Source organism: Sphingopyxis sp. Root1497 (assembly GCF_001427085.1).
Taxonomy (GTDB): Bacteria; Pseudomonadota; Alphaproteobacteria; order Sphingomonadales; family Sphingomonadaceae; genus Sphingopyxis.
In genome coordinates this window covers 1,589,790-1,603,766 of the sequence record NZ_LMGF01000003.1, presented here as the reverse complement: position 1 = coordinate 1,603,766, position 13,977 = coordinate 1,589,790, and the positions used below count along the sequence as shown (strand labels likewise).

Here is a 13,977-nt window from a genome sequence, read left to right as displayed (position 1 = left end):
CGGATTGGCGTGACCGCGGCGCCGAGGCCTCGCCAAACGCCCCGCCATCCGTCTATACGCGCCGCATGACCCCGCGCATCCTCCTCGCCACCGCCGACGTCCCCGGCGGCGACCCGCTGCGCCTGTTCCAGCGCGGCGACGATTATTTCATCACGCTCGGCCACAGCGAATTGATGACCAGCCGGATGAGCGGGTCCGAGGAAGCACTCGCCGAGATGGCGTGCGACCGGCTGCGCGACGACGCCGCCCCGCACCTGCTGATCGGCGGCTACGGCATGGGCTTCACCCTGCGCGCGGCGCTTGCGCGGCTCGGCGCCGACGCCCGCATCACCGTCGCCGAGCTGGTGCCCGAGATCATCGACTGGGCGCGCGGGCCGATGGCCGCGCTCACCGCGAGCTGCCTCGACGACCCGCGCGTCGACCTGGTGCTGGACGATGTCGGCGCTTTGATCGGCGGTGCGACGCGGCGCTACGACGCCATCCTGCTCGACGTCGACAACGGCCCCGATGGGCTGACGCGCACCGGCAACGACCGCATCTATTCGATGGCTGGTCTGGCGCGGGCGCGGTCGGCGCTGCGTCCCGGCGGCATCCTCGCCATCTGGTCGGCGGCACCCGACGTCCGCTTCACCCGTCAGCTCAAGGATGCGGGCTTCGCGGTCGAGGAGGCGGCAGTGCGCGCCCGCGCGAACGGCAAGGGCGGCCGCCATGTCATCTGGTTCGCGCGCACGCCCTAGGTCGGCGCCCCGCCCCCCAGCGCCTGATAGAGCGCGACATAGGCGGTGAGCCGGTCGGTGCGCAGCTGGATCAGCGCGATGTCGACCGCGAACAGCGCGCGCTGCGCGTCGATCTGTTCGAGATAGGGCGAATAGCCGGCGCGATAGCGGTTGGTCGCATGGCGCAATGTTTCGGCGACCGCCGCGCGCTGCGCGAGCAGCGCCTGTTGCTGCACCCCGATCCGGTCGATCACCGCCAGCTGGTCCTCGACCTCGCGAAAGGCGGTGAGCACGGTACGGCGATAGGCGAAGGCGGCCTGGTCGCGCTGCGCGGTCGCGGCGTCGAACTGGCCCTGCAGCCGCCCGCCCGAAAAGATCGGCGCCAATATGCTGCCGCCGATCGACCAGACCGAGATCGGATCATCGAGCAGCGACGAGATCGCCGCCCCCGCCGACGCCGACAGGCGGATTTGCGGCAGGAACTGCGCGCGTGCGCCGCGCAGATTGGCGTCGGTCGCGGCGAGCGCATATTCGGCCTGCGCGATGTCGGGGCGGCGGCGGACAAGGTCGGAGGGCAATACGGCGGGCACCCCGGGGGTGACGAGCGCGTCGAAATCGGCGCCGCGATCGATCGCGCGCGGCGCGTCGCCGACCAGAACCGACAGCGCATTTTCCTGCCGCGCGATCGCCGCCTCGATCGCCGGAATCTGCTGCTCGGTGCCGCGATATTCGGCCTCGGCCTGGCTGAGTTCGAGCCGCGACGTATAGCCCGCCTCGGCCCGGTCGCGCGCGATGCGCAGCGCCTCGCCGCGCGACGCCAGCGTCTGCACCAGCAAGGCGCGCCGCTCGTCGAGCGCGAGCAGCACGATATAGCTGCTCGCGGTCGCGGCGCTGACCGACAGCGTCGCCGCCTCGCGCGCCGCCGCGACGGCGGCGGCATTGGCGCGCGCCGCGTCGACCGTCGCAGCGTTGCGCCCGAACAGGTCGATCTCATAGGCCGCCTGGAACGCCGGCTGCGCCGAGAAACTCTCGCTCGGCTGGCCGAAGGCGTTGACGCTGCGCGCCTCGGCGCCGGGGACATTGGCCGACAGCGTCGGCAGGAGCAGCGATCGGGCGACGCGTTCCTGCGCCCGCGCCTCGGCGACGCGCGCCGCCGCGATCGCCAGATCCGTATTGTTCGCGCGCGCCTGGTCGACCAGCGCCGACAAGCGCGCATCGCCGAAACCCGCCCACCAGGCGCGCTCGACCGGACCGGCGGCGGGCATCGCGGTGCGCCAGTCGGCGGGCGGCGCGACGAGGCTGGCATCGGGGCGCGGCGTGATCGCCGGGGCGCAGCCCGCAAGCAGCAGCACCGCGATCGGAAGAACGCGCCGCATCACTCGGCCCCGGTACGAACGGTCGCGATCACCGACATGCCGGGTCCCAATCGCTCGGCGAGCTTCTGGCCGGGTTCGATGCGGATCCGCACCGCGATGCGCTGCGGCACCTTGACGAAATTGCCCGACCCGGTGTCGGGCTTGACGATGCTGAACTCGCTGCCCGCCGCGGGAGCGATGTTTTCGACCACCCCTTTGAGTTCGGCGCCGCCGAGCGCGTCGATGCGCAGCGTCGCCGACTGGCCGACGCGGATCTTCGCGGTCTGCGCTTCCTTGAAATTGGCGACGACCCAATGTTTCTGCGGTACCAGATACATCATCTGGGTGCCCGGATTGACGAGCTGGCCGACGCGCACCGTCACTTCGCTCAACTTGCCGGCGCGCGGCGCCCGCACGACCGTCCGCATCAAGTCGATGTCGGCAAGACCGCGCGTCGCCTTGGCATTCTCGACCCCGGCCTGCAGCCCGCCGCGCCCGACGGTGACCGAGCGCACCTGCTCGAGCGCGATCTGGCGCTGCGCCTCGGCCGCGCGGACCCCGGCCTCGGCCTGACGCAGCGCCGCGAGCGTCTGGTCGCGTTCGCGCAGCGACACCGACCCCGCGTCGACCAGTTCATTGACGCGGCGCATGTCGGCCTGCGCGCGCTGCAACTGGGCGCGGGCATTGGCGACGGCGGCGTCCTGCGCCTTGACCTGTGCCTCGGCCGAGCGCTGGCTTTGCGCGCTGTTGTCGAGGCTGGCGGTCTGCGCCGCGATGCTGGCGGCCCCTTGCGCGACACGCTGGCGATAGATGCTGTCGTCGATCCGCACCAGCACCTGCCCGGGCTGCACGGTCTGGAAATCCTGCACCAGCACCTCGGTCACATAGCCGCCGACCTGCGGCGCGATGATCGTCGTCTGGCCGCGGACATAGGCGTTGTCGGTGGTCTGGCTCGACGCGCGGAACGGCGGCAGGCCCCAGGCATAGAGCGCCGCGAGCACCCCGGCGACGATGACGAGGCCGAACAGCACCATCTGCCGCCGCGAACGATCGGGCCGCCAGCCGCTGGCTTCGCCGCTTTCGGCGGGCGCGGCATCGGCGGGCGGCGCGGCCGGTTCGGGTGCGGGCGTCGGCGCGGGCGCAGGCTTTGCCGTTTCGGCGGGAACCGGCGGCGGGCCGGCTGGCGCGGGATCGATTGTGGTCTTGTCGGTCATTGAGTCCTTGCCAACATTTTCTGGAGGGCTTCGAGTTCCTTCGCCAGCGGGTTGACCCCGCGCCGGCGATCATAGAGCCAGCGCGCGAACATGACCACGAAGGCCAGCGCCGACAGGCTGCCGATGACGAAGAAAATATCGTTGAAGGCGAGGATCGCGGCTTCGCGCGCCACCTCCTGCACCACCTGCGCGCCCGCGACCCCGCTGCGCAGCGCCGGGTCGGTCATCGTGCCGCCCAGCCCGTTCGCCAGCGCGTTGATCGCCTGCGCCACCCCGGGGTCGCTCGTCGACAGGCTGCTGCCCAGCGTCATCAGATGCTGCTTGGTGCGCAGCGTGTGGAACGCCGACAGCGCGCCGACCCCGGCGAGGCCGCCCAAGGTCTGCGACAGATTGAAGACCGCGAGGAAGCTGATGACGTACGACGGCCCCTTGGCGAGCGCGCGCACAAAGCCCTCCATCAGCATCGGTCCCATGAAATAGACCGCGGCAAAAGCCAGCGCCGCCTGGGTCAGATACAGGTTCCCGGGCCGCGTCATCAGGCCCGAATGGGTGTCGGCGAACGCGGCGACCGCGATCACCGCGAGCGAGACGAGGATCGGCCGCCGGAGGTCGAGCGGGTTGAGCCGCGCCACCGCGAGCACGCCGCCCGCCAGCGTCGCGGCCGCGAGGATCGCATAATAAGTGACAAGCTGGTCGTTCCCCATGCCGACCGCCGTGAGCAGGCCCGAGGCGCCGAAATTCTGTTCGGACAGCAGCACCCGGACCGCGGCGCCGGTCAGCGCGAATTTCAGCAGGTCGCTGCTCCCCATCCAGCGCGTGTGGAGCATCGGATTGGCCCGGTTATGCTCGATCAGGAACGCGATACCGATCAGCAGGATCGCCGCCGCCAGCGTGCCGCCGAGCCAGGGGGTGGTCCACCACACGATGCGGCCCTGGACAAAAAAGGCGCAGAGCAACCCCACCCCGACCGCGAGCAGCGGAAAGGTCACGAGGTCGAGCTTGCCGAACGAGCGGACGGTATCGCCCTGCGGCAATTGCAGGACATTGACCAGCCCGACCGCGACCAGCGACATCGCGAATTGCAGCACGAACAGATTATAGACATTGCCGTCGGCGAGCAGCAGCGGCGAAATCGCGCGCGCCAGCGGCAGGCCGACCTGCGAGATGCCGATCGCCAGCAGCAGCCCGCCGATCCGCGCCTTGGCGGGCATGCCCTGCATCAGATAAAAGGCCGCGAGCGTCGACAGCCCGCTCGCCGCGATCCCCGATATGCCGCGCGACACCAGTTCGAGCCGGTATCCCGCGTCGAACAATTGCAGGAAATTGGCGAGCAGCAGCGCCCACATCGTCGCGCGCACGAAGCGCTGGATGCCGAATTCCTGCCGCACCTTGAACAGCAATATGCTCATGCAGGCGTTGGTCATGCTGTAGACGGCGGTGACCCACCCCGACTCGACGGGGGTGAGGTCGAGATGACCCTGCAACACGGTCAGGTTGGCGAGCAGCAGCCCGTTCTGGAAACCCCCGACGATCGCGAGATAAAAACCGATGAACAGGTAGAAAAGCTTGCGCCGCCCCGGATGGTCGGGGTTCGCCGGCGATCCCGGCATGATCGGGCGTTCGTGCGGCTTGTAGACATAGCCGCCGGATGCGGCCCCCTCAGCCATGGCGAGTAAAGGGCGCGGTTCCCGCGCGGATGGGCCGGCCGTTTCCGATCATCGGCCTCCTATAGCAGCGTGGGCCGGATGCGATACGCCTTATCGGTCCCGGCGCGCCTCCCATCCCATCGCGAGCCCCGGCGCCGCCGTCGTCGGAGCGAGTTCGGAAAGCGTGGTGCCGACGCGATTCCGGCCGCCCGCCTTCGCCCGGTAGAGCGCGGCGTCGGCGCGCCGCGAAAGGGTGAGCAGGCTGTCATCCGCCACGGCCTGTGCGACGCCGAACGAGGCGGTGACCGCGCGCGCGATCCCGAGATGGACAAGCGACGCCGTGGCGAACGCCATGCGAACCGCTTCGGCATAGCCACGTGCTTCGGCGAGCGATGCCCCGGTCAGGAACACCGCGAATTCCTCACCCCCCAGACGGCTCACAACCGCGCCGGGCGGCATATGGTCGTGCAGCAATCCGGCAAAGGCCGCGATCACGTCATCGCCCGCGGCATGGCCGAAACTATCGTTGATCGCCTTGAAATGGTCGAGGTCGGCGGCGACCACCACCGCAGGCTCGCCAAGCCGAAGTGCGCGGGCCAGCGCATCTTCGGCCCGCGCATCGAACCCGCGCCGGTTGAGCAGCCCCGACAGCACGTCGGTCTCCGACCGCGCGACCATCTCCGCCGCGGTGTCGCGCATGATGACGAGCAGCAACACGAGCGCGATCGCGACGAGCAGCACGACGCTCGCGCTCTGCGAGATGGCGGCATAGGCCGAGTCCATATAGCCCTGCGGCGAGCTTGCCGCGCCGACGATCGCGGCGATCAGCGGCTTGGCGAGATAGAGCAGCGCCACGACCAGTTGCAGCGCAAGGAACAGCATGTCGAGCGGCTGGCGGCGGTGCGATCGCCAGACCAGCGCGGCGAACAGCAACTGCATCGCGACATAGGGCGCCTGATAGAGGATCGACCGCAACGGCGAGCCATAGACGAGGCTGAAAACGACCGGCACCGCGAAGATGGTCAGGCTCCAGATCGCCGCCATCGCGATCCACGGCGGCGCGACGCCATAATGGCGCGCGACGCCGATCATGCAAAAGCTCTGCGAGAGCAGGAAGACCAGAAAGATGCCGACCCCGACGGGGGTCGGGTCGACCTGCGTCGTCTGCAGATATTCGAGCGCGAGATAGACGATTCCCATCGCATAGCCGAGCGCGATCCAGCGCACGCCGCGCGCGTCGCGATTCATCGCCGCGACCACCGCAAAAGCGATCGCGAAGATGCCGACGAGCGACATGTTGGTGGAAAGAATGAAGGCGGCTGTCATGGACCCGGACTGCGATGATGTCGCGGTCGATAGGATCGCAGCGACGAATCTTTCGTTAATGGCGCCCCTTGCGACGCGATGATGCGGCGGGCCAGATTGTTACGGTATCATCCGCAACGATATTGCAGCGCGGGGGGTGCCAAAGCGAGTCCTCGCTCGCTATACCCCTTCGCATGACCAGCCTCACCACCAGCGAAAGCGCCACCATCGAACGCGCCGCCGATGCGCCGATGCTCGGACAGGTCGAGCGCTGGGCGGCGGTGAACAGCGGCACCGGCAACCTTGCCGGGCTGAAGACCGTCGCCGCCATGCTCGCCGATGCTTTTGCGGTACTGCCCGGCGACATCCGGCTGGTCGCGCCCGATCCGGTCGAAAGCGTCGATGCGGCGGGGAATATCCGGACGACGCAGCGCGGCGACCACCTGCACCTGCGGGTGCGGCCCGCGGCGCCGGTGCAGTTGCTGCTCACCGGCCATATGGACACGGTGTTCGCCGCCGATCATCCGTTCCAGACATTGCAATGGCGCGAGCCCGGCGTGCTCAACGGCCCCGGCACCGCCGATATGAAGGCGGGCATCTCGGTGATCCTCGCCGCGCTGACCGCGCTCGAAGCCTCGCCGCTCGCCGCTCGTGTCGGCTACGACGTGATGATCAACAGCGACGAGGAGACGGGCAGCCACGCCTCCGCCGCGCTGATCGCCGAACTGGCGAAGGGCAAGACCGCCGCCCTCACCTACGAACCCGCGCTGCCCGATGGCACGCTGGCGGGCGCGCGGCCGGGAAGCGGCAACTTCAGCATCACCGTGCACGGCCTTTCGGCGCATGCCGGGCGCAACCCCGACGACGGGCGCAACGCCCTCATCGCGGCGGCCGATCTGGCCCTGCGCCTGAACGCGCTCAAATCCCTGGAATTGAAAGTCAATCCGGCGAAAATCGACGGCGGCGGGCCGAACAATGTCGTCCCCGACCAAGCGATCCTGCGCATCAACATGCGCCCCTCGACCCCCGAAGCGATGGTCGCCGCCGAGGTCGCGCTGCGCGATGCGATCGCTGCGGTGTCGCGCGACCACGACGTCCACTGCCACCTCCACGGCGGTTTCAACCGCCCGCCCAAGCCGCTCGACGCCGCGGCGACGCGCCTGTTCGAGCTGGTGCGCGACTGCGGCGCGGCGCTCGGCCTGCCGCCGATCAGCTGGAACGCGACCGGCGGGGTGTGCGACGGCAACAATATCGCGGCGTGCGGCGTGCCCGTCGTCGATACCATGGGACCGCGCGGCGGCGCGATTCACTCTTCGGACGAATTTCTGATCGTCGACAGCCTGGCCGAACGGGCGCAATTGTCGGCGCTGACCATGATGAAAATAGCGGAACGGGGGACGGTGTGAATTATGTGATCCGGGCGGCCAAGCCGGGCGATTTGCAGAGCATTTACGAGATGGCGAAACTGACCGGCGGCGGCTTCACCAACCTGCCCCCCGACCGGCAGGCGCTGCGCGCCAAGCTCGAGCGCGCCGAGGCGAGCTTCGCGTGCGAGAAGGAATATCCGTCGGACGAGCTGTATCTGCTCGTGCTCGAGGATCTCGACAGCGGCGAAGTGCGCGGGACGTGCCAGATTTTCGGGCAGGTCGGCCAGCGCTGGCCCTTCTACTCCTATCGCATCGGCACCGACAGCAAACATAGCGAGCAGCTCGGCCGCACCTTTCACGCGCAGGTGCTGATGCTCAGCAACGACCTCAACGGCGCGAGCGAGGTCGGCGGGCTGTTCCTCCACCCCGCGGCGCGTGCCGGCGGGCTCGGGCTGCTGCTCGCACGCTCGCGCTATCTGTTCATCGCGCGGCACCGCGCGCGCTTTGGCGACCGCATCCTCGCCGAGTTGCGCGGGGTGATCGACGAGGCGGGCGGATCGCCCTTCTGGGACGGGGTCGCGGGCAAATTCTTCGGGATGAGTTTTCAGGAGGCCGACCAGTTCAACGCGGTCCATGGCAACCAGTTCATCGCCGACCTGATGCCCAAGCATCCGGTCTATATCGCGATGCTGAACGACCATGCCCGCAGCGTCATCGGGGTGCCGCACCCCAGCGGCCGCGCGGCGATGCGGATGCTGGAAAATGAGAATTTCGCCTATGAAAATTACGTCGACATCTTCGACGGCGGCCCGACGATGACCGCGCGCACCGACCAGGTCGCGAGCATCAAGGACGCCCGGCATGGCACGGTGACGGCGGTTGCGGAAGGCGGCGCCGATGCGCTGGTCGCGACCGGGCGGCTCGCCGATTTCCGCTGCTGTTTCGGCAAAGTCGGCGATGGTGACACGCTCGACGGCGCGGCCGCGAAGCTGTTGGGTGTGGGCGAGGGCGACGACATCAGCTGGATCGGGCGTTGATGCTCACCGAAATCAATTTCGACGGGATCATCGGCCCGACGCATAATTATGCGGGGCTGAGCCGCGGCAATATCGCGTCGGCGTCGAACGCCGGCGACGTGTCGCAGCCGCGCGCCGCGGCACTGCAGGGCATCGACAAGATGCGCCACAATCTGGCGCTCGGATTGCCGCAAGGCTTCTTCACCCCGCTCGACCGACCCGATGCCGCATGGCTGGAGGTGCTGGGAACGACGCTGGAAGGCGCCGAACCGCACCTGCGCGCACAGGCGTGGTCGGCGTCGTCGATGTGGGCCGCCAACGCCGCGACGGTCTCGCCCGCGCCCGACAGCGACGACGGTAAATGCCATCTGACCGTCGCCAACCTCGTCACCATGCCGCACCGCAGCCACGAGTGGCAGGGCACGCTGAAGCAGCTCAGGGTGGCTTTCGCCGACCCCGCCTTTGCGGTGCACGGCCCCGTCCCTGCCCCCTTCGGCGACGAGGGCGCGGCGAACCATATGCGGCTGTGCGACGGCCACGGCTCCGCCGGGGTCGAGATCTTCGTCTATGGCGTCGGTGGCGGGCGCTATCCGGCGCGCCAGCACCTCGACGCGTCGAAGGCGATCGCGCGGCATCACCGGCTCGATCCCGAACGCATCCTCTTCATCCGCCAGTCGGACACCGCGATCCAGGGCGGCGCCTTTCACAACGATGTCGTCGCGGTGGCGAACGAGCGCGTGCTGTTCACCCACGAGACCGCCTTCCACGACCGCGAAGCGGCGCACGCCGAAATCCGCGCCGCCTTCCCCGCTGTCGAAATCGTCGAGGTGCCCGCCGAGGCGGTGAGCCTGCCCGACGCGATCAAATCCTATCTGTTCAACGCCCAGCTCGTTTCACTGCCCGACGGCGGCGGCATGGGACTCGTCCTGCCGACCGAGGCGCAGGACACCGCTTCGGTGTGGAACTGGCTCGAAGCGCATGTCGCGGGCAACGGACCCATCCGCAAGCTGCTGCCGGTCAACGTCCGCCAGTCGATGGCCAATGGCGGTGGCCCGGCCTGCCTGCGGCTGCGCGTCGTCGCCGATCCGGCGACGGTCGATCCGCGCTTCATGGCCGATACCGACAGGCTCGACCGGATTTCCGAGATCGTGGCCCGGCATTGGCCGGAGGCGATTGCAGCGGCCGATCTCGCTTCGGCGGGTCTGACCGCCGACGTACGGCGCGCGCGCGCGGCGTTGCTGGAGGCGCTGGAGCTGAGCGAGCTGGCCTGATCTTGCCGGACGGCCGGACAACCCGACCGGCACCTGACCCTCGCGGCGCCGTGACGGCGTAGGACTCCCGCTTATGTCGGGCGCTTTGAGCGTCTGCTTATGGGCATGATCCGGTCGCGGCCCTAGCCTTTGAGCGACGGGCCTGCCGTCGTCGAATTGCGCCGCGCGGTGCTCCGCCGTTCCTGTGCGTCGCTGACGCAAACGCACTCCGGTACGGCAGCGATTCGACCCTTTTGGTCGCCGGTCGGGAGAGATGCCGTGCGTAGATCGCTGATCGTTCTTGGTGGCGCCACGGCGCTGGCGTTTGCCCCCTCCGCTCACGCGAGCGACAAGGGATGGAATGATGCCGGATCGCTCGCGCGCGACGCGCTCGTCGTCGCGGCTTTCGGCGTGCCGGCGGCGCAGGGCGACTGGGACGGCGTCCTGCAAGCCGGGGGAAGCGTCGGCGTGGCCGGGGGCCTGTCCTATGGGCTGAAGGAGGCTTTTCCCGAACGCCGCCCCGACGGCAGCGACAACAAGAGCTTCCCGTCCGGGCATACCTCGATTTCCTTCGCCGCTGCGGCGACGCTGCAGAATCGCTACGGCTGGAAGGTCGGCGTTCCCGCGCAGCTGGTTGCGGCCTTCGTCGGATTGAGCCGCGTCGAGGCGGAGAAGCATCATGTGCACGACGTACTCGTCGGCGCCGCCATCGGCGAAGCCGCGGGTTTTCTGATCACCCGCAAGGCGAACGACCGCGTCCAGATATTGCCCTGGGGCGGCACCAAAAGCGGCGGCGTCGCGATAACGATGCGCTTCTGAAGACCCGCGCCGTCGCGACGCGCTTGCATTCCACCGTCAAAGTCCGACTATGGCGACAATTCGCCGGGGGGCTTTTCGATGCAAGACGATCTGATCGACCGCATCTACGAATGTTCGGTGGTGCCCGAGGCCTGGCCCGCCGTGCTCGACGAGGTCGCGGCGCTTGCCGGGTCGACCGGCGGGTTGCTGTTCTCGGCGCGCAAGGCGCTGAACTGGACGGCGTCGGACAGCGTCGCCGAGGCGTTCGATGCCTATGTCAACGACGGCTGGTTCGGCAAATGCAGCCGCCGCGTCTGCCTGATGAGCCAGGAGGCGCCCTCCTTCTTCGTCGAATATGATTTCTGGAGCGAGGAGCAGCTGAGCGCCGATCCGGTGTACCGCGATTTCTTTCGCCCGCGCGGGCTCGGCTGGTCGGCGGGGACCGGGCTGCAACTGCCGACCGGCGACAATATCGTGTTCAGCGTCGAGCGCGCGTTCGACGGCGGGCCGATCGAGCCCGAGAATGTCGCGCGGCTGAATGGGCTCCGCCCGCATATCGCGCGCAGCGCGCTGGTCAGCGCACGCTTGCAGCTGAAGCGCGCCGAGGGGGCGACCGAGGCGCTGGCGGCGCTGCGCCTGCCCGCGCTGCTGCTCCACGCGAACGGCGACGTCGCCGAGGCGAGCCCGCTGGTCGAGGAGCTGGGCGACCATCTGGTCTGGGGCGCGATGGGGCGGTTGCGGCTGGCCGACAAACAGGCCGACACGATGCTGGCCGAGGCGCTCGCGGCGCTGGGCAGCGATGCCGGCGACCGGGTGCGATCCTTTCCGATCCGCGATTTTACGGGCGATCCCGAACTGGTCGCGCATGTCGTCCCGGTACGGCGCAGCGCGCACGACGTGTTCGGCGATTCCTATGCGTTATTGCTGCTGATCCCGGTCGCGTCGGAACGCGCGCCGTCGGCGACGCTGATGAAGTCGCTGTTCGACCTGACCCCGTCCGAGGCCCGCGTCGCGAGGGGCATCGCGGGGGGCGAGACCCCCGAGGCGATCGCCGCCGATGGCGACGTCGCGATCAGCACGGTGCGCACCCAACTGCGCCGTGTGCTCGAAAAGACCGGCTGTGCGCGGCAGGCCGACCTCGCGTCGCTGCTGGCGCGGATCGGCGCGACGACACCCGGCTGAATATTTCGTTCCATCCTCCATATGGAGGATGCGGGGTGGGTCCGGGGTAGCGATAAGGTGCGCAACTGCCGGCCCTTCTGCGACCCTGGGTTGTCAGTCAGCGGCACCCTTGCAGCGATGCGGGGGTGCCGCTTTCCATTTCGGCGATGCGTTTTGGAACAATCTTTCCCCGCCCTTCCCTCGCTTGTCGGATTAACTTACAGTTTACCATAAGCCCGTCGCGCCGAATCCCCGATTTGCGCCACTGGCACGGCTCTTGCTGGATAGATGGTGATGCTGAAAAAAATCGGACGCCTGTTCGTCATCAAAACCAAGCTCGAGGCTTGCCTCATCATCTACGCGCTCGGGGTCGGGGCGATGGCGCGCGGGATGATCTATCTCCACGAATATCCGGGGTTCGGCGGCAAATTGCTGCTCGCCGCGTGCAGCGGGTCGGTGTTCCTCGCCGGCGCCAAGATTTTCGATTGCCTGCGCTACGAGCGCGCCGAGAAGGCGGCCGCCCCCGTCCACCAGCCGGGCTGAGGCGCGCGCGGACTTTCGCGCGTCACCAAAAGCTGCCAAGGATCGCGCCATGAGCAGGATCAGCGGCGCCCCCGCCCTCAGCATGGAACATGTGTACGGCCTGACGCTGCGCGTCGCGCGCTGGCGCGTCGGCGCGGGCGAGACGCCCCTGCTGTTCCTCAACGGGATCGGCGCCGATATCGCCGCCGCGGCACCGCTGCTGGCGCAGCTTCACGACCGCGAGGTCTGGACGCTCGACATGCCGGGCGTCGGCGGGTCGCCCGATGCGCTGCTGCCTTATGGCGCCCCGACGATGGCCGCGGTCCTGATCGAGATCGCCGATCGCCTCGGCCACAAGACGATCGACATCGCCGGCTTCAGCTGGGGTGGTGCCATGGCGCAGCAGGTCGCGGTGCAATTCCCCGGTCGCATCCGGCGGATGGTGCTGATGGCGACGACCCCGGCCGTGTCGGCGCCGGGCATCGGCTGGGCAGCGCTGCTCGACGACGACATGCTGGCGAGCGGCCTCAAGCTGCCGACCGCGACCCCGCTCGGCCTGGCCTATCAGAGCATGGCGATGGCGGGCTGGACGAGCGCGGCGATGCTGCCGACGCTGAAGAGCATCCCGACATTGGTGCTGATGGGCGAGCAGGACGGGGTCGTACCCGCGTGCCACGGCCAGTTGATCGCCGAACTGATCGACGGCGCGCTGCTCGAAGTGGTGCAGGGGTCGCACATGTTTCCCTTTACCCATGCGGCGAAGATCGCCGGGCGGATCAGCGACTTTCTGGACGCGCCGGCGGGGCAACAAGCCGCCGCTTGAGGAAATCGGCGATCGCCGCGGCGGTTTCGTCGGGCGCTTCCTCCATCGGCAGGTGGCCGATGCCATCGAGCAACACGACCTCCGACCCCGGCAAACGGTCGTGGAAACTCTGCGCCGCACTCGGATTGATCAGCCGGTCCTGCTTGCCGAACAGGATCAGCGTTGGCGCCTTGATGTCGCCGATCCGGTCCGCCATCGCGGGCTCGCGGTCGAGGGTCGCGCGCAGCGACGTCGCCTCGCGATTGCCGGGGAAACGCAGCAATTCCCAATAACGGTCGATCATCGCGTCGTCGATGATCGCCGGTTTCGACACCGACCCGCGCAGCGATTCCTCGACCAGCGAACGCGGGGTGATCTGGGTCGCGAGCCAGCGTCCCGAACGATATTGCAGGATGCGGAAACCGATGTTCGACGGCGGGCGCTTTTCGCCCGCGCGCAGCGGCATACCGGCGGCGTCGAGCAAAAGCAGCGCATCGACATGCTCGGGATGGCCCAGCGCATAGCGCCAGGCGACCCAGCCGCCCATCGAATTGCCGCCGAGGGTGAAATGGTCGAGTTCGAGCTTGGCCGCGACGACGTCGACCGCCGCCATCATGCCGCTCGCGCCATAATCCTTGTCGGGGGTACCGCCAGTCAGGCCGTGGCCGGGCAGGTCGAGGGTGACGATGCGGTAATCGCCGCCGAGGCGCTTCACCAGCGGCTCCCACGTCTGGAGGCTGGAGTTCGACCCGTGGAGCAGGACGATGACCGGACCGTCGCGCTTTCCCTGATCGCGGTAATGGATGGTCTGCCCCGCCGGACCGG

General features: G+C 68.6%; 13 protein-coding genes. 8 read left to right on the top strand and 5 right to left on the bottom strand.

Annotated elements, in window-relative coordinates; translation table 11 throughout:
• The first annotated feature begins 65 nt into the window (after window positions 1-65).
• Entirely contained in the window at window positions 66-737 is a 672-nt protein-coding gene (locus ASD67_RS11020; protein WP_056346788.1) for a spermidine synthase, read from the top strand.
• On the opposite strand, the gene ASD67_RS11015 is transcribed toward ASD67_RS11020, so the two are convergent.
• The 4 genes from ASD67_RS11015 to ASD67_RS11000 all read right to left on the bottom strand — a co-directional run bounded on the left by ASD67_RS11015 (window position 734) and on the right by ASD67_RS11000 (window position 6,257).
• The gene (locus ASD67_RS11015; RefSeq protein ID WP_056346786.1) at window positions 734-2,092 is read right to left on the bottom strand and encodes an efflux transporter outer membrane subunit; all 1,359 of its coding nucleotides are present in this window, start codon (window positions 2,090-2,092) and stop codon (window positions 734-736) included. The genes ASD67_RS11020 and ASD67_RS11015 overlap by 4 nt on opposite strands.
• Window positions 2,092-3,285, bottom strand: a complete 1,194-nt coding sequence (locus ASD67_RS11010) for an HlyD family secretion protein (protein ID WP_056346784.1) — start codon at window positions 3,283-3,285, stop codon at window positions 2,092-2,094. Before ASD67_RS11010 ends, ASD67_RS11015 begins: the two co-directional genes overlap by 1 nt.
• A complete protein-coding gene (locus ASD67_RS11005; RefSeq protein ID WP_056346783.1) occupies window positions 3,282-4,952 on the bottom strand; it encodes an MFS transporter in 1,671 nt (556 codons plus the stop codon). Before ASD67_RS11005 ends, ASD67_RS11010 begins: the two co-directional genes overlap by 4 nt.
• A gap of 90 nt (window positions 4,953-5,042) precedes the next feature.
• Window positions 5,043-6,257, bottom strand: coding sequence for a GGDEF domain-containing protein (locus tag ASD67_RS11000; RefSeq protein WP_056346781.1), 1,215 nt, complete (start codon window positions 6,255-6,257; stop codon window positions 5,043-5,045).
• A 173-nt stretch (window positions 6,258-6,430) separates the two neighbouring features.
• Here ASD67_RS11000 and ASD67_RS10995 point away from each other — a divergent pair, with 173 nt between their 5' ends.
• The 7 genes from ASD67_RS10995 (at window position 6,431) to ASD67_RS10965 (ending at window position 13,173) form a co-directional block, all read left to right on the top strand.
• A complete protein-coding gene (locus ASD67_RS10995) occupies window positions 6,431-7,642 on the top strand; it encodes a hydrolase (protein ID WP_056346779.1) in 1,212 nt (403 codons plus the stop codon).
• Window positions 7,639-8,640 carry an arginine N-succinyltransferase gene (locus tag ASD67_RS10990; RefSeq protein ID WP_056346777.1) on the top strand — a complete coding sequence of 334 codons (1,002 nt, stop codon included), beginning with the start codon at window positions 7,639-7,641 and terminating at the stop codon, window positions 8,638-8,640. The genes ASD67_RS10995 and ASD67_RS10990 overlap by 4 nt, the downstream gene beginning before the upstream one ends.
• A complete protein-coding gene (locus tag ASD67_RS10985) occupies window positions 8,637-9,890 on the top strand; it encodes an N-succinylarginine dihydrolase (RefSeq protein WP_056346775.1) in 1,254 nt (417 codons plus the stop codon). Before ASD67_RS10990 ends, ASD67_RS10985 begins: the two co-directional genes overlap by 4 nt.
• A gap of 258 nt (window positions 9,891-10,148) precedes the next feature.
• Window positions 10,149-10,688, top strand: a complete 540-nt coding sequence (locus ASD67_RS10980; protein ID WP_056346773.1) for a phosphatase PAP2 family protein — start codon at window positions 10,149-10,151, stop codon at window positions 10,686-10,688.
• Between the two features lie 78 nt (window positions 10,689-10,766).
• The gene (locus ASD67_RS10975; protein ID WP_056346770.1) at window positions 10,767-11,849 is read left to right on the top strand and encodes a helix-turn-helix transcriptional regulator; all 1,083 of its coding nucleotides are present in this window, start codon (window positions 10,767-10,769) and stop codon (window positions 11,847-11,849) included.
• Window positions 11,850-12,122: 273 nt separating this feature from the next.
• A complete protein-coding gene (locus ASD67_RS10970) occupies window positions 12,123-12,371 on the top strand; it encodes a hypothetical protein (protein WP_056347314.1) in 249 nt (82 codons plus the stop codon).
• 49 nt (window positions 12,372-12,420) lie between these two features.
• Window positions 12,421-13,173, top strand: a complete 753-nt coding sequence (locus ASD67_RS10965; RefSeq protein ID WP_056346768.1) for an alpha/beta fold hydrolase — start codon at window positions 12,421-12,423, stop codon at window positions 13,171-13,173.
• Here ASD67_RS10965 and ASD67_RS10960 read toward each other — a convergent pair.
• A partial coding sequence (locus tag ASD67_RS10960) for an alpha/beta fold hydrolase (RefSeq protein ID WP_235535634.1) occupies window positions 13,127-13,977 on the bottom strand: 851 nt, incomplete at its 5' end. The two genes, ASD67_RS10965 and ASD67_RS10960, sit on opposite strands and share 47 nt — an antisense overlap.